8 protein-coding genes are annotated in these 16627 nt (G+C 73.2%); 2 read left to right on the top strand and 6 right to left on the bottom strand.

Going from position 1 to position 16627, the window contains the following annotated elements:
• Window positions 1–106 precede the first annotated feature (106 nt).
• The 6 genes from MXD62_RS25465 to MXD62_RS25440 all read right to left on the bottom strand — a co-directional run bounded on the left by MXD62_RS25465 (window position 107) and on the right by MXD62_RS25440 (window position 13380).
• On the bottom strand, window positions 107–883 hold the full coding sequence (locus MXD62_RS25465; RefSeq protein ID WP_248831953.1) for a glycosyl hydrolase: 777 nt from the start codon (window positions 881–883) through the stop codon (window positions 107–109).
• A gap of 246 nt (window positions 884–1129) precedes the next feature.
• Complete coding sequence (locus tag MXD62_RS25460; protein ID WP_248831952.1) at window positions 1130–6067, bottom strand: alpha-(1->3)-arabinofuranosyltransferase family protein; 4938 nt, start codon at window positions 6065–6067, stop codon at window positions 1130–1132.
• Complete coding sequence (locus MXD62_RS25455; RefSeq protein ID WP_248831951.1) at window positions 6064–7431, bottom strand: glycosyltransferase family 4 protein; 1368 nt, start codon at window positions 7429–7431, stop codon at window positions 6064–6066. Before MXD62_RS25455 ends, MXD62_RS25460 begins: the two co-directional genes overlap by 4 nt.
• Window positions 7428–9134 (bottom strand): hypothetical protein, encoded by a 1707-nt coding sequence (locus MXD62_RS25450; protein ID WP_248831950.1) that lies wholly within the window; start codon window positions 9132–9134, stop codon window positions 7428–7430. Before MXD62_RS25450 ends, MXD62_RS25455 begins: the two co-directional genes overlap by 4 nt.
• A 165-nt stretch (window positions 9135–9299) precedes the next feature.
• Window positions 9300–10289 (bottom strand): GDP-mannose 4,6-dehydratase, encoded by a 990-nt coding sequence (gene gmd / locus MXD62_RS25445; RefSeq protein ID WP_248831949.1) that lies wholly within the window; start codon window positions 10287–10289, stop codon window positions 9300–9302.
• Window positions 10290–10353: 64 nt separating this feature from the next.
• Window positions 10354–13380 (bottom strand): acyltransferase family protein, encoded by a 3027-nt coding sequence (locus MXD62_RS25440; protein ID WP_248831948.1) that lies wholly within the window; start codon window positions 13378–13380, stop codon window positions 10354–10356.
• 480 nt (window positions 13381–13860) lie between these two features.
• Between MXD62_RS25440 and MXD62_RS25435 the strand changes: the two genes are divergently transcribed.
• Together MXD62_RS25435 and MXD62_RS25430 are read left to right on the top strand one after the other, a co-directional pair.
• Window positions 13861–15123, top strand: a complete 1263-nt coding sequence (locus tag MXD62_RS25435) for a glycosyltransferase family 39 protein (RefSeq protein ID WP_308301324.1) — start codon at window positions 13861–13863, stop codon at window positions 15121–15123.
• Between the two features lie 136 nt (window positions 15124–15259).
• On the top strand, window positions 15260–16627 hold a 1368-nt coding region (locus MXD62_RS25430; protein ID WP_248831946.1), incomplete at its 3' end, for an acyltransferase.

The raw sequence follows: 16627 nt of genomic DNA, 5'->3' as shown, positions 1-16627 counted from the left end.
CACGCCTCCCGGCGCGAAAGGTTGCCGGGAGGCGTGTCCGCGCCACTGGGTGCGGACCGTCGTCCGGCCGGTCGGCCGGGAGGCTCCGCCCCGTCACCGGTCAGTTCTAGGGGCTGCTCCACAGATCGGTGTGGCGCTGGGCGGAGGCGTTGTTGATGAACAGACAGGACGGCCCGGTCGGCCGGTACAGGTTGGACCCGACATTCGGCGGCTCACAGGTGCTGTAGTAGTTCTCGTAGAACATTCCCTGTCCAACACGCGCATCCATCCAGTCGCGCATGAACTGGATGAAGTTCGGGTTGTCCCCGGCACCGTTCTCGTTACGTCCGCTCACGACCCCCCATTCACCGACACCGAACAACTTGTTGTGGGCGCGGGCGAAGTTGTACAGCCAGGTGATGCCCCCGATGTCCACCCAGGCGTCGCCAGGGTACAGGTCGAGCGGGTTATGGCTCGCGGGGTTCTGCGAGTAGTGCGCGTTGATGGTCCAGTCGAGCGGCGGGTCAGGCTCGGCCGTGGAGTTGATGGCGTCGGCGATCCGCCGCCAACAGCCCACATAGGCGGACGGGTTGCTACCCGGCCACTGGTACCAGTTTCCGTTCGCCTCCCACGCGATACGGATAATCGAGTTCTGCCGTCCGGTGGAGTTCAGTGTCTGGCCGAACGTGCGCCACTGCGAGTCGTAGGCACCCGATGCGCAGGCGGTGAGTGTGCTCCCCGAGCTCTCGGGGAAGGAAGGCACCGAGATGACGAGGCGGCCCGGCCATCCGGCGAAGTTCGCCTGGGACCAGGACGGCTGAACGATGTTCTGCCAGTTGTTACGGGAGACGAAGACATGAGCGAGATCGCAGGGACTGCCCCGGCGCTCGCAGAACGCGTCCACGTTCGCCGGATTCTGGATCGGATCTCCGTTCGCCCCGGAGAGCCACGGCTGACCCGACCGGTTCCCCGGATCGCCGCGCTGCTCGACGGCTGGACCGACTCCCGGTAACTATTGTCGGGCGTGGCCGGGCCGCACCGCGTACACGCCGACCAGCCGCCGAAGTAGCTGACCTGGGAGACCCCCGAACCGATCGCCGTGTCCTCAGCTCCCACCCCGCCGACCGACCTCCGGGCTAGTGACCGTCGGTCACAGTTCGGACGGGGAGCCCTGTGCGGCGGGAGCGGTGGGGGTCCCGGGGGTGGTGCCCGAGGCGATCCGGGCAGCGGCGCGGGCGCGGACCAGCGAGACGATCATGTCGGCGGCCAGGAGGAGGACCGTGAGCCAGGAGATCATGGCGACTCGGTCGAACGCGGCCACCCAGGAGCCGTTGGCTGGCAGGTCGTGCCGGGCCTGCACCTGGAGGACGTAGAGCGCGCTGAGAGCCAGGCACGCGGCGGGGGCGACGCGCAGCAGCAGCCGGGCGCGGGGGATCCGCAGCGCGGCGGCGGTCAGCACGGCAACCACGAGTCCCGCCAGCGGGGCGACCAGCACCACGCTCGCCGCCCCGGTGGCCAGGGCGGTGAGCAGCGTCGACCGGCCCGACACCCGAAGGGCCGGGCCCGGTCCGGCCCGCCAGGGATCCGCCGTCGGCAGATCAGCCCGGCCTGGACCCGCGGTGCCCGCTCGGGCGACTCCGCCGGTGCCGGTGCCCGCCGGGATGTACTGGTAGCCGACGAGATGGCGCCAGCTCCGGCCGCGGCGGCGCTGGTACGCCCCGACCAGCAGGATCACCAGGCTCAGGATGCCCGTCACCACCGACAGTTTCAGCGCGATGCCAACGACGTGCTGCGGTGCCCAGTCGAGGAGGACGGTGAAGCTCCCGGCGCTCGGGTCGATCCGCCAGCCGTTCGCGTATCCGTCGACCAGGTGGGATTCGCCGAGGTCCTGGCCGTTGACGCGGGCCGTCCAGCCGGGGGAGCGGCTTTCGCCCAGCACGAGCCAGAACGGTTTGCCCGGGGTCGCGGCGCTGACATCCACGCGGAACGAGGTGTCGCTGGTCGCCTCGACCTTCACGGTCGGCGCGGTGGCGTCCGTGCCGCCGCCGGTGGCGTCGAGCCAGGCTCCGCCGCCGGCGGCGGAGGCCAGCAGCAGCCGGTCGACGTCGATCCCGGTCAGCGCGCCGTTGAAGGTGCGCACCACGTGGTCACCCGCGTCGAGGGTGACCGGTGTCCCGCAGGCCCGCACCGTCAGTCCGGCGCGGCCGGCGGCGTCCTTGATGCTTCCGGTGACCTGGATCCCGACCGGTGCGCCGTCGATGGTCAGCAGGTCGGTGCGGCAGGGGGCGGGAATGTCCGCGGTACCGGTCGCCGCCGTCCCGGTGGTCCCGGGAACCGCGGTGATCGTCAGGCCGGCTGCGGCTCCGGTGACAGCGCCGGTGTCGGCACCGGTGGCCGTGGCGGTGGCGGGTGAGCCGGCGGTGCCGGGGGCGGTGGTCGCGGCCGAGCCGCGGCCCGTTCCGCCGGCGGTGCCGTCCAGGCCCGGTACGGCGACCTCAGCGATGCCGACCGGCAGGTCCATCACCGCGCCGCTGATCGTGTCGACGCTGGTGACGGTGCGGACGTCGTCCACGACCAGCCGGATGGTGCTGCCGGTGACCGCGGGGAAGGTGAGGCTGACGTTCTGGGCGGCGTTGCGGGTCTGCGAGCTGACCGGCGTGTCGGCGACCGGTGGGACGGCGACCGCGCCGACCCGGCGCCCGTCCACCATGATGCCGATCTTCGTGGGTACGGAGTGCCGCCCGTCGGCGACGAGGGCGAGGTTCATCGAGGAGAACGTGACCGGGGCCGGCGAGGTCACCTGGAGCCAGGAGCCGATCTGGTCGCCGATGCCGGGGCTCCACGCGGTGGTGGTGTCGCCGTCGAACGCGCTCGACCCGCGTGCGGCGAGCGCGCCGGGCAGCCGGCCGGAGGAGGTGACCGTCGGCGCGGCTCCGGCCCGGCCGAGGGTCGCGTCCACGAGCTGGTCGGAGGCGTAGGCGGAGATCCGGGCGGTGCCAGTGAGCGCGAACGTGCGCGCCGTGGGCAGCGTGAACGAGCGCGCCATCGTCGGCTCGGGGTCGCGGCGGAACGGCTCGGACGGGTTCGCCCGGTCGCGGGACATCTGCAGGCTCAGCCGGTGGTCGAGGGAGGAGGCGCCGGCGGCGTCGAGGGTGTCGGTGGGCAGGCGCAGCACCTCCTCGGCGGTCAGCGGCTTCCCGTCGGTGCCGGGGATCTCCACCTCGGCGAAGCCGACGGCGGACAGCCCGTCGTAGGTCCGGCGCACGCCGAAGTTCGTGGCGTCCACGTGGACGCGCAGCGTGGTGAACGTCCGGGACGGGAAGTCGATCGTCTGGCCGGCCTGGGTGCGGGAGGAGTCCCGCAGGTCGACGGTGACGGGGGAGCCGCCGTCGAAGGTCAGGGTCACCTTGGTGATCCACCGGTTGCGCGGGCCGTTGAGCGGCTGGACGACCCGGATGTGGTCGGTGGTCGTCGGCTTCGCCAGGTCGACCTGCCAGGCGGCGCCCGCCGGGTCGGTGAACGCGCCGACCCGCCAGGCCGAGTCCAGGCTGCCGTCGATGCCGAGCACCGGTCGGTCGGAGACCCCGTAGGAGAAGGTGTTGCCGTAGTCGGTGGCCCGCACGTCCGCGACCCGGGCCTCCGAGCCCGGTGCGTGCATCTGGGCGACGGTCTGCGACGAGTGGCCGGCGTCGGGGAAGAGCACCAGCCGGTTGTCGTTGGCGTCCTTCGCCAGCGGGGTGACCCCGGGCTGCTCGACGTAGCCGAAGTTTTCCCGGATGCCCGTCCAGCGCTCGGCGCGCAGCCGGTTGGTGTCGCTGACCAGCAGCTCGGCGCCGTCGTCCAGGGCCTGGCGCAGCCGCTGCGGGTCGCTGGCGAGGTCGCCGGCGTAGAGGATGGTGCGGCCGTCGTTGAGCACCGCGTCGAGCTGGCCGGTGGCCGCCGCGTCGACGAGGGCCTCCCCGTTGCCGCTGACCAGCAGCGGGGCGTCGGTGCGCTCGGCACGCACGATCGGGTGCGGGTCGTCGACGGGGAAGTCGGCGAGGGCCGGCGGGTCGATGACGTCGGCGTTGGTGCCCAGGGTGATCTCGTCGGTGTAGGGGATGCCCGGGTCCTCCAGCACCGGAGGCCCGAACGTGCGCGGCTCGGCCAGCCCGGCGGGGCGCTGGTTGGCCACGAGGTCCCAGGTCGCGCGCGGGCGCGGGGTCCGGAACCGCTCGTAGGCCAGGTTGCTGCGCAGCACGACGTCGCCGGCGCCCATCAGCCGGGCGATGTCGGGGATCGAGGCCGGGTCGAGCACGCCCTCCTGCATCCGCCGGTCCAGCGAGCGCAGCAGGTCCACGGAGCCGGCGTCGCCGTAGGGGATGAGCTCGCGGACCACCGACGGGCGGTCCATCAGCCCGGACATGACCGGGTCGAGCGTCGTGCCCCAGCGGTAGTGCGCGAAGTCGGCGCCGGGCAGCTCCAGCACCCGGGTCTGCTCCCCGGTGGCGTCGGGGGCGACGGCGTCCAGGGCGCTGGCGAGCTCCTGCTCGTAGCCGGGGATGTCCTCGGGCCGGTCCAGCAGCGGCTCGATGAAGTGCCCGCGGAACAGCGGTGACATGTTCAGCACGAGCAGCAGCGCCACCCCGCCGAACGCCAGCGTCGGCACCGCGCGCCCGCGCAGCCGTAGAGCACCGGCCGCGGGCCGCGGGGTACCGGTCGCGGACGACGTGCCGGCCCGGGCCTGTGCGCGGCGGGCCGCGTACCACTGGTCCAGGACGGCGAGCCCACCGGCGAGCAGCACCGACAGCCCCAGGACGACCATCGGGACGGCACGCGGCAGCGACCGCAGCGCCAGGCCCGCGGTGGAGCCCTCGGCGAAGTCGCGGAACACCCGGCCCAGCGGGGACGGGTGGTCGTACGGGTACACGCCGACCGAGATCGTCGTGCCCAGCGCGATCAGCGCCACGAAGTACGCGCGCTGGCCCCACCGCAGGCAGGACGCGGCGACCAGGGCCAGGATCGGCACCGCGAAGCTGATCGCGATGATCACCAGGCTGCCGGTGTAGTCCTTGGCCGGGCCGATCCACAGGCCGAGCGCGTCCTCGCCGTAGAAGAACCAGTTACCCAGGCCGCGCAGCACCTCGGACGCCTGCGAGCTGCTCGCCACGGTCTTCACCGTCTCGGTGAAGGCGAGGACGTTCAGCCCGTAGCCGGCCTGGGTGTACAGACCGGCCATCCACCAGGCGGACGTCACGACGACCAGCGCCACCGCCCGCCCGCACAGCGTCAGGGCGGTGCCGAGACGGACCTCCCGGGTGCCCCACACCGCGAACGGCACCCACAGCAGCGGAGCGAACAGGATGAAGATCAGGCTGGACGCGTTGATGCTGCCGATCAGGGTGACCATCAGGGCGAACGCCGCCGGCCAGCGCCAGCCCGAGCGCCAGCGCACCAGGCGCGGGGTGCCCGCGGCGCGGGAGCGGTCGTCCGCGCCGGCTTCGCGCAGCCCCCGCACGGTGATGCCGATCAGCCAGCCCAGGCCCGCGTACGGCAGCAGGATGGCCGAGATCCGCGCCTCGTACTCCAGCGTGTACGGGGTGAGCATGTACCCGAGGGCCGCGATGAACGCGTAGCGGTTCGCCCAGCCGAACGTGCGCAGCAGGAACAGCACGCCGGCGCCCGCGCCGAACAGGATCGAGCCCGTCCACAGCCGCTGCGCCACCCAGTCGGGCAGCCCGGCGAGCTGGGCGAGCCAGTAGAACGCGCCCTGCGGGAACAGGTAGCCGATGTTCTGGTGGGTGACGGTCCCCATGCCGACGTCGGGGTCCCACATCGACACCGCGCGGGCCAGCATCCGGCCCGGGTCGAGGTAGAGGTAGGCCTTCGTGTCGGCGCCGATCCGCCCCGGCGCCGTCGCCAGCAGCGGGATGTAGGCCAGCGCGGCGAGTACCAGCGCGGGCCAGGACGGCAGCAGCCGGCGGACCCGGCCGAGCCGCCCCTGCCGGCGCGGGTGATCGGAGGGCGGCGCGCCGCCGGGGCCCGTCGTGGCGCCCGGGGCCGGCCCGTCGGGATGGGCGGCTCCGGACGCCGGAGCGGTCAAGGTCACCGGGGCGCGCCCGAGCGCGAGCTCGGGGCGGGGCGGCGGACGAGCCGGCGGCGGGCGGCCTCGTTGACCAGCGCGAGGTAGGTCGAGCGGGCGGTGTGCTCCCAGGTGAACGTCGCCGCGTGCGCGAGCGCGCCGGCGGAGAGCCGGGCCCGCAGCTCGGGGTCGGACAGCACGCCGGCCAGGGTCTTGCCCAGGTCGTTCGGGTCCTCGACCAGCAGGCCGGACACGCCGTCCGCGACGGCGTCGGTGTGCCCGGCGATCTTCGTCGCGACGGACGGGGTCCCGCAGGCGGCCGCCTCGGTGATCGTCATGCCCCAACCCTCTCTGGCGGAGGCCGAGGTGAGCACCCAGGCACGCCGGTAGAGGTCGAGAAGACCCGCGTCGTCCACCCGGCCGACCAGCCGCAGCCAGTCGCTCGCGCCCGCCGCGGCGATGCGGGCCTCGAGCGCCGGGCGCTCGTAGCCCTCGCCGACGATCACGGCCTCCATCGCGGGGTGCTCGTCGTGCGCCCGGATCAGCGAGTCGATCAGCACGTCGAACCGCTTCACCGGCACCAGCCGGCCGACGGCGAGCACCAGCGGGCGTGCGGAGCGCTCCCCGGCGGGGCTGAACGAGGGGTCGATGCCCGGGGGAATCACCGAGATGTTCCCCGCGGGCAGGCCGAGCAGCTCGATGATCTCGTCCCGGGACGACTGGGAGAGGGTGAGGATGCGGGTGCGCCGGTACAGCGGCGGCGCCAGCTTGAACTCGATGGTCTCGCCGACCTGGGCCAGCCCCCGGGAGAGCACCATCCGCCACATCGCGCCGTGCACGTGGTGCAGGAACACCACCCGCGGGCAGCGCGCCCAGACGGGGGAGAAGAACGGCATCCCGTTCCAGATCTCGACCAGGCCGTCCCACGGGCCGGTGCGGCCCAGCGCGCCGGAGGTGGCCGTCCGCGGGAACACCGAGTACCGGCCGGCCTTGCGGACGATCTGGTAGCCGTTGCGCCGCGTGGTCTCGGGGTGGCCTGGTGCTTCGGCGGTGCGCAGGCTGACGTCGACGCCGGCGGCGGCCCACCGCTCGGCGACCTTGTCGGCGTGCAGTTCGGAGCCGCCCGCCTCGGGGTCGTCCAGATCCCGCCAGGCCAGCATGTGGATGCGGCGCATCCCCGAGGTCTCGACGAGCTCCGCCAGCGTGGGCTGCGCGGGCAGCGCGTCGGCGAGGCCGGCCAGCAGCTGCTCGGACGTCGCCGACGGGACGAACTGCTCGGTCAGCCCGGGCATCCCGGTGCCGATGAGGGGCACCTGCCCTGCGGCGGACGGCGGTGCCGGCAGCGGCGGAATGGTCGTGGGGCGCAGTGAGCCCTCTGGCAGCGTGCTCACGCGCGGGCCGTCCGGCGGGCGGCGGCGAGCACCATCAGCCCGGTGACGACGGCGAGCACGGCCTGGCAGCCGAAGTTCGCCCGCGCGGTCGACACGGGGGAGCCCTGCGCCCAGACCATGAGGGCGACGGCGGTGCCGGTCGCGACGGCGAGCACGGCCAGCACGGCACGCTCGCCGAGAGCCAGCAGATAGTGGGAGAACAACACGGTCGCTCCGAGACAGGTCATAGCTCCGGCCAGCGGGAGGAGAGCGCCGGAGGCACTGGTGAAACGCGGCCCGAAAGCCAGCGACAGCAGTGTGTCGGGTGCGATCGCCGCTACGGTGAGCAGCCCCACCGCGGGCACCGCGAGTATCGCCAGCGTCGCACCGAGCTGATGCAGCGCATGCTGCCCGAGATGGTTGCGGTCCGCGGCCTCGGGCAGGAGGAACCCGGCCAGGACGATCGCGGCCAGCACGATCACCTTCGCCGCCACGGAGACGGCCGCGTAGGAGCCCGACTCGTCCGGGGCGAGCCGGCCCTGCAGCAGCACATCGATGTTCTGCAGCACACCGAGGAACGCCAGTGTCACCAGCGCGGCGCCGACCTCGATGGCGAGCCGCCGCGGCTCCGCGGTGGCCGCCGGCCCGGCGACCGGCAGCGGCAGCGTCGTCGCCCCGGTGTCGGCGTCGCCACGCCCCGCCGCCGGATGCGATCCCAGCCGGCCGCCGGTGAGCCGGCGCTGGCGGGCCGGCGGTGCCGGGAGCTGGGTGGGGGCCGGGAGCTGGGTGGGGGCCGGCGGCGCCTGGGCCGGGGGGCGGGTCGGGTCGGCCTGCATGATCGCCGACGGGTGCCGGCGCAGGCTGTAACGGGTGTGCGCGAGTGCGGCGAGTACCCCGAGCAGCACGGCGATGGCCGCGCCGGCCTCGTCCAGCCCGGCCAGGACCAGCGCGATCGTCGAGCCGCTCTTGACCGCCGCGTCCACCAGCAGGTTCGTGGCGAGCGACGGGTAAAGCCGCCCGCACTGCATCAGCCCGCGGTCGACGCACAGCAGGCACCAGGCCGCTCCGGCGATGATGATCTCGGCGACCCCGCCGGCTCCGGGCAGCGAGAGCTCGCGGGCGACGAACCCGCGCGCGATGATCGCCAGCACGGCGACGGCGAGGACCATGATGACGCCGGCCCGGCGGACCCGGCCGATCCACTCGTCGATCAGGTCGGCCTGGCCGGTGTGCTGCCAGTTCGTGATCCGCCGGACGACGCCGACGAGCAGGGCGCTGCCGGGCATCGAGACGACGAAGAAGATCGCGAAGAGCTGCGCGACGGCGCCGTAGGAGCGGGTGCTCATGGCCCGCGCGATGACCAGGGTGACCCCGAGGTTGGCCGCGTTGGCGATCAGCCCGGCGAGGGCGAGGGGGATCGCGCCCCGCATGGCCGCCCGGATCCGGTCGCTCTGACCGCGCAGCCGCTCGGGCGCGAGGCCGGCGAGCCCGGGGAAGGCCGCGAGGCTCGGGTGCTGCCGACGCGGCTGTGTCGCCTGCCCGGGAATCACCGCCGGACCGGGCACTCCCCGCGTGCCGGGCGACGGCTCCTCCTGCAGCCCCTGGCCCGCTACCTGCGCCGACCCGAGGGGCTGGGACGGTGCCGGCGCGGAATCCCGCCGGCCCGAACGGTGCCGCCCGCGCACCTGCGGGGGAAGAGACTCGGTGGCTGGACCTTGGTTCATCGGTTGTCCCCCGGAGTCGCGCACGCGCGTACCCTCCCCATCACACGGCGTGACATGCGCCCGGGTGTGTATTCACCCGCGCCAGGTCTCGGCGCGGGTGGTGCGGCCCGCGCCAGTCGTGCGGGCTCGGTGGCGGGCACCCGGGGAACGTCGGTCACCGGTTGGTCAGTGTCTGTCCGCCGCAGCGGCCTCGGTGGCGAGGTCGGCGTCGACCATCATCTCCACCAGCTCGTGGAAGCCGATCCGGGGCTTCCACCCCAGCACCTCACGAGCCTTCGACGCGTCGCCCACGAGGACATCCACCTCGGCCGGGCGGAAGAACCGCGGGTCGGAGCGGACATAGCCGGACCAGTCCTCGATGCCCACCCGGGAGAAGGCGACGTCCAACAACTCACGAATGCTGTGGGTCTCGCCGGTCGCCACCACGAAGTCGTCCGGGGTGTCCTGCTGGAGCATCCGCCACATCGCGTCCACATAGTCCCCCGCGAAACCCCAGTCGCGCCGCGACTCCAGATTCCCCAGGGACACCGAGTCCTGCAGACCCAGCGAAATCCGCGCCACCGCCCGGGAGATCTTCCGCGTCACGAACTCGATCCCGCGCCGCGGCGACTCGTGATTGAACAGCATCCCCGAACACGCGAACAACCCGTACGACTCCCGGTAATTCACCGTCAGATAATGCCCGAACGTCTTCGCCACCCCGTACGGCGAACGCGGATGAAACGGCGTCGTCTCCCGCTGCGGCGTCTCCCGCACCTTTCCGAACATCTCCGACGACGACGCCTGGTAGAAACGCACCCGGGACAGGTCGTTACCGCCCGCGATCCGCAGCGCCTCCAGAACCCGCAGCACCCCCATACCCGTCGTCTCCCCGGTCAGCTCCGCCTGCTTCCAGGACAGTCCGACGAACGAGATGGCGCCCAGGTTGTACACCTCGTCGGGCTGGGAGATCTCCACCGCGCCGATCAACGACGGAAGATCCGTCAGATCACCCTCCAACAACACGACCCCCGGCACCAGCCGCTCCACGGTCGCCACCTTCGGGTTCGACTGCCCGCGCACCAGCCCGAACACCTCATAACCCCGCCCAACCAGCAACTCCCCCAGATACAACCCGTCCTGGCCGGTGATTCCCGTAATCAGCGCGCGAGGCACGATCATCCTCCTGTGGCCCGTGGAGTACTGCTGCGGAAGGTTAGCGTCAGGTAAAGCGGCCGGGTCACTCGGGTGCCGGGGTCGGCCCGTCGGCACCACTCGCCGTGGCCGGTCGGGCCAGCTTGAGAAGGTCGGGTAGCACCATCTGGCCGGCCCGCGCTCCGCCGCCGTTGCTGATGTGAACACCGTCGTCGTCACGCACGCGAACACCGTCGATCTCACCGCGGTACTCGTTGCCCGGGCTGAGCGCCGCGGCGAGATCGATGACGGTGGTGACGGCGGAGTGCCGCGCGGCGGCCTGGCGAAGCAGCTTGTTGAACTGGATCACCCGGTCGGCCCGGGTTTCCGGGTAGATGCTGCCGTCCGCCGCCTCACCCTCCTCGAACATCGGGGTGGTCAGCAGCACCACCTTCGCTCCGCGGGCCGAGAGGGTGGTGATCGCCAGGTCGAGCTCGCGCCCGAGATAGGCGTCGAACGCCGGATCACCGATGTGGGTCCGTCGGCCCTCGAGGTCCTGGTCGGTGACCTCCCAGCGCCCGACCAGCAGCATGGCCAGGTCGGGACGGAGCTCGTCGACTTTCCGGCTGAGGCGGGTGGGCCACTGGTCGCACCCCGGAGGTGGCAGGTTCACCTCGCCCATGAGGATGCGGCGCGGCGAGCGGCTCACCCCGCACCCGAGCTGGGAGCCGTCGTGGATCTCCAGGCCCTCGTGGGCGGCGGCCGTGGAGAACTCGCTGAAGCCGAGGGTGAGCGCGAGCGAGTCCCCGGCCAGGACGGCCCGCAGCGGGCGGCCCGTGACCGGCTCGGCCCGGGCCGTCGGCGGTGCCGCGGTAGCGGCCCGCGCGGCCAGCTGTTCCAGGTCCGCCGCGCCGCGGCCGGCGGACGGGTCCGCGATCGTGGCGACCATCACCAGGGCGACGACCGCGCAGATCGAGGCCGGGACGGTGACCCGTGGCATGGGGAAACGGATCTTCCGTCGCCTGATCGGGTTCTCGACCAGGTGGAACGAGGCGATGGTGATCGCCGCCGTGACGGCCGCGCGCACGCCCAGCAGCGCCGCGCCGCTCAGCCCCGTGCGGGCCGCGGTGACGGTCAGGAAGACCGGCCAGTGCCACAGGTAGAGGCCGTAGGAGACCCGGCCGATGGTGGGTAGCGGCGGGAGCGACAGCACCCGCGCGGCCGGCCCGCGGGGCACCTCGACGATCGAGGCGATCAGCAGCATCACGATCACCGCCACGCCCAGGAAGCCGCCGGAGTAGAGCACCCGGCTCTCGCCGTCGACGGTCGCCCAGACCGTGAGCATCGCCACCCCGGCGAGGCAGCCGGCGACGGACAGGCCCTTCTTCGTCCGCTCGGTGAGCGGTGTCCGCCGCTGGATCCGCCACACAGCCAGTGCGGCGCCGGCCAGCAGCGCCTGCGCGCGGGTGTCCGTGCCGTAGTAGATGCGGGAGGCGTCCGCGCCCAGCACGACCAGCAGCAGCCCGAGCAGCGCGGACGCCTCCGCGCCCAGCACGGCGACGGTCAGGATCAGGGTCTGCGCCTTGTGGCGCTGGTTGCGCCACCGCGCCGTGGTGCGCCCGCTGTGCCACATCAGCAGGTAGACGGCGAGCGGCCACAGGACGTAGAACTGTTCCTCCACCGCCAGCGACCAGGTGTGCAGCAGCGGGGACGGGGCGGAGAAGTGGTCGAAATAGCTCTGGTCCGACAGCGCGAACCGCCAGTTGGCGACGTACCCGAGAGTCGACAGCGCGTCCACGCGCAGTGTCTCGACCTCGCTGGGCTGGGCGACGAACCGGGCATAGGCCGCCACGCCCAGCATCATCGTCAGCAGTGCCGGCATCAGACGTCGGGTGCGGCGGATCCAGAACGACTTCAGGTCGATGCGCCGGGTGGTCCGGTACTCGGCCACCAGCAGGCCGGTGATCAGGAATCCGGAGAGGACGAAGAAGGCGTCGACGCCGAGCAGTCCGCCCGGCATCCAGCTCAGGCCCGCGTGGTAGGCCATCACCCCGAGGACGGCGAGGGCACGCAGGCCGTCCAGCGCGGGAGAGTGGCCCAATGGTGCCAGCACCGGTGCCGTGAGCGGTCCGGTCTCGAGCGGTCCGGTCTCCGGCGATCCGTCGTCCGGCTGCCCGGTCTCGAGCGGGCCGGTCGCATGCGGGTCGGCGGCGCCGCGGGCGCGGGCACCGGGCCTGTCCGCCTCCAGGAGGTCGTCCGCTTCGAGGAGGTCGTCCGCCTCGCCCGCGCCTCGCCCGCCGGCCGGCTGCCGTGACGTGCCTGTCTGCCGTGACGTGCCCGGCTGTCGCGGCGTGCGCGGCCCACCCGGCTCGCGTCGCCTGGACGGGTCGGCCACCGGCTGGCGGGAACCGGCCCGGCGGGCCTCGGCCGGCTCGGCGCCGTGCGGGCGCGGCGGGCCGCTCCCGACGAGCTCGTGGCCGCCCCGCGGGCTCCGGTCGCCCGCGGGGCGCCCCGCGCGGGCGGCTCGCCCGGCACGGGCTGGGACGCGGGGGCGGGCGATGACACGGGTGTGATCGTCGGCGTCGCGTGCCGCCTCACGTGGGTCGCGTGAGGCGGCGGCCCGGCGCTCGATGTGCTCGGTCTCGTCGCCGCTGTACGCGCCGGCCCGGCGCAGGCGGCCCTCGGGGTCCGGGTAGGCGTCGTCCTGGTAGGCGGCGTCGAGCCGGGACCGGTCGAGATACAGGCCGGCCAAATGGTCTGTGGCCTCGTCGTGGTCCGTGCCACTGCCCGTGTCCGCGTGTCGGCCTGCGGCAGGACGATCGATGTCGGCACCTGGGCCCGTGGCCGCGCCCGGACCGCCGGCCGCGTCGGTGCCGGAGCCCGGCTCCGCACGGCGGTCCGCGGCTCTGCGCCGGTCCCGGGCGGGGTGCCGCGGGTTGCGCTCGGCGGCGTGGTCGTCCTCCGGCTGACCGGGGCGGGGGCGAGCCAGCGGGTAGGTGTCGGTGTCTCGGCGGCTCAGCCCGGTCCCCTTCCGATGTCGTAGGTGCACAGATGTGGCGGTAGGCCGCCGGGTCGAGCCGGACGGGGCCTGGCACGGACGGTGCCGTGTCCGTTCGCGTACCGGGAGCAGCACATGGGCCCGATCGGCAAGGCTAATCCGCGGTTCCGGTCAGGGGAAACGCGTGGTAGTCCCAGACCGGAGATGTCGGGCTCGGCAATACCTCCAATGGGCCAGCATTGGTACCTTCCGCGGGTGCCTGACAGCAGCTCACCGTCGGTCACCGCCGGTGATCCCGACGGTCCCCCAGTTCCGCGCGATTCATCTGGTATGTCCAGATCGCCGGGTTCCGTCGTCGAGGCTACGACGGATCGATCAGACGGTGCCGCGGACGTTCTGTCGGATGAGGGTCAGCTCGCGCCGGCGCCCCGCCCGCCCGGGGTGCATCGGTCGGCGGCCGCGGGCCGATGGTCGAGGTCCGGAGGGCGCCCCGGCAGGGGCCGCCTGGCCGGGTCCGGCCAGCTCCCGACACAGGGGCCATCGGATCCCGGCGCGCGGTCCGCGGCACCGCCCCGGCTCGCGCCGGCCGGGCGGGCGTGGTGGATCGGCCTGCTGGTGGTGGTCGCCGTCGGTCTCGGTGTCCGCCTCGGCTATCTGTTCGGATGGATGCATCCCGCGGTCGTCGACGGTGACCCTTTCTATTACCACCAGGCCGCGAACCTGTTCGCGGACGGGCGCGGCTGGCCCGATCCGTTCGAGTTGAGGTACTTCGACAGATACGTCCCGGACGCGCAGCACCCACCACTGACGAGTGCGCTGCTCGCCATCCCGTCCGTGCTGGGCTTCACCGGGTTCCTGTCGCACCAGATCTTCTCGTGTCTGCTCGGTGCGCTGTCGGTCGGCGTCGTCGGCCTGGTGGGCCGCCGCGCCGCCGGCCCGGCCACCGGCCTGCTCGCCGCCGGCATCGCGGCGCTCTACCCGGGGATGTGGCTCAACGACGCCCTGGTGATGTCCGAGACCACCGGAATCCTGACCTGCGCCCTGCTGATCGCCGCGGCCCACCGCTTCTGGGACCGGCGGACCGTGGCGGACGCCTGCTGGCTCGGCGCGGCGCTGGCCGCCGCGATGCTCGCCCGCGCCGAGCTCGCGCTGCTCGCCCTGGTGCTCGTGGTGCCCCTGATCGCGATGAGCCGTCCGCTGCCGTGGCGTCGCCGCCTCGGCCTGCTCGCGGCCGCCGCCGGCACGAGCGTCGCCGTGGTGGCCCCCTGGACGGCCTACAACCTGTCCCGCTTCGAGGAGCCCGAGTTCCTCTCGTCCGGGCTCGGCTCGACGCTGGCCGTCACCCACTGCGAGGCGAGCTACTTCGGCAAGTACACGGGGTGGTGGTCGTTCGACTGCATCCAGGCGCTGGACCAGGCGCCGGTGGAGCGGTCCGAGCGGGACGTCTACTACCGGGAGGCCGCCTACCGGTTCATCGGTGACAATGCCGGTGAGCTGCCCCGTGTCGCCGCCGCCCGGGCCGGCCGGACGTGGGGCCTCTACCGGCCGTGGCAGCAGACCGAGTTCGACGGCGTGGAGCTGCGCCCGCTGGGGCTGAGCCGGCTCGGCATGGTCTGCCTCTGGGTGCTCGAGCTGGCCGCCGTCGCCGGCACGGTGGTGCTGCGCCGACGGGGGGTCGTCCTGCTGCCGCTGCTGGCGGTACCGATCACACTCACGCTGGCCTCGGTGCTGGTCTACGGCACTACCCGGTTCCGGGCGTGCGCCGAGCCGGCGGTCGTCCTGCTCGCGGCGGTCGGGATCGCGGCCATCGTCGGTGCGCTGCGCCGTCGCCGGGCGGGCCTGGCCACCGCCGAGGCCCAGCGCGAGCGCGCAAAGTGACGACACGGCTGCCTTCCGGCACCGTTTTCGGGGGTCGCGCCCGGCTCGCTGGGGTGGCGCGGGCCGTCGAGCCGTCGGGTACCGCCTGGTACCTTGCGACCGTGCCAGACATCGCCGACAGTAGTGGTCACGGTCGGTGACCGCCGGTTTCGACCGTGGGAGCGGTGGCCGGGCGCCGGGCCGGCCGGGTTCCGCGGCCACGGCGAGCACGGGACCGGCCGCGCCCGCACAGGCGGAGGCGGCCCGGCCCGCGCCGGTGGTGTTCGCGGGCTTCGACGGGCTGCGCGCGATCGCGGCGCTGCTGGTCCTGGTCGTCCACGTGTCGTTCAACAGCGGGCTGACGACCGGCAACCCCATCGGGGTCTACACCGCCCGCGGGGAGATCGGCGTCGCGGTCTTCTTCCTGATCTCGGGCTTCCTGCTCTACCGCCCGTTCGCGGCGGCGCACCTGAGCGGCCGCGGCGTCCCGGACGCCGCCGGGTTCTACATCCGCCGGCTGGTGCGGATCATCCCGCTGTACTGGCTGGCGCTGGCGGTGGCGCTCAACGTCGTGTCCAACGACAAGATGGGCGTCCACGGGTTCCGCGGGCTCCTGCAGACGGCCTTCTTCATGCAGGGCTACCGGAAGCAGTGGGCCATCCAGGGCCTCACCCAGGCATGGACGCTCAACGTCGAGCTCGCCTTCTACATCTCGGTCCCGCTGTACGCGTGGCTGCTGGTCCGTCGACGCCGGCGGACACCCGGCGCGCAGCTCAGGGTCGAGCTCGCCGCCCTCGCCGTGATCTTCGTGATCAGCCGGGTCCTGCACTACGCGCTGATCGGCTCGCACATCTGGTGGGCCGACGGCTGGACGGTCTGGCTCCCGGTCTGGTGGGACCTGTTCTCCATGGGGATGCTGCTCGCCGTCCTGTCCGCCTGGTACGTCCAGAACGGGCGGTCACCGGCGTGGGCGCGGTGGCGGTGGTCCGGTGAGGCCTGCTGGGTGATCGCCGCCTTCTTCTACTGGGTGGCCAGCACCCGGATCACCCTGCCGCTGACGCCGCTGTTCGTGCCCGACCGCACCCAGGACATGGGCCGCCACCTCTTCTACGGCCTGTTCGGCTTCTTCCTGATCCTGCCCGCGGTGTTCGGGCCGTCCGACCAGGGCCTGGTGCGGCGGCTGCTGGCCTGCCGCCCGATGGCCTACCTCGGCCTCATCTCGTACGGGATCTACCTGTGGCACACGGTGGTGATCGAGGTCGTCGCCGAGCACACCGGGACGGCCGCCGGCGAGCTGGCGTTCGTCCCGTTCTTCCTGCTGGTGCTCGCGCTGACCTGTGCGGTCTCCACGATCACCTACTTCCTGGTGGAACGGCCCTGCATGACGCTGGGTCGGGAGTGGGCCCGGCGGGTGCGCGCGCGGTCCCGGCCGGTGCCGGCGGGGCTCGCCGAGCCGGTGCCGGCCGGCGCGGGGGCGCCCGCCCCGCCCCCCCCCCCCGAGGGTGTGGGGGTGCCCCGGGGGGGG

Source organism: Frankia sp. Mgl5 (assembly GCF_023242985.1).
In the GTDB taxonomy this organism is placed as follows: domain Bacteria; phylum Actinomycetota; class Actinomycetes; order Frankiales; family Frankiaceae; genus Parafrankia; species Parafrankia soli.
This window is presented reverse-complemented; position numbering and strand designations above follow the sequence as displayed.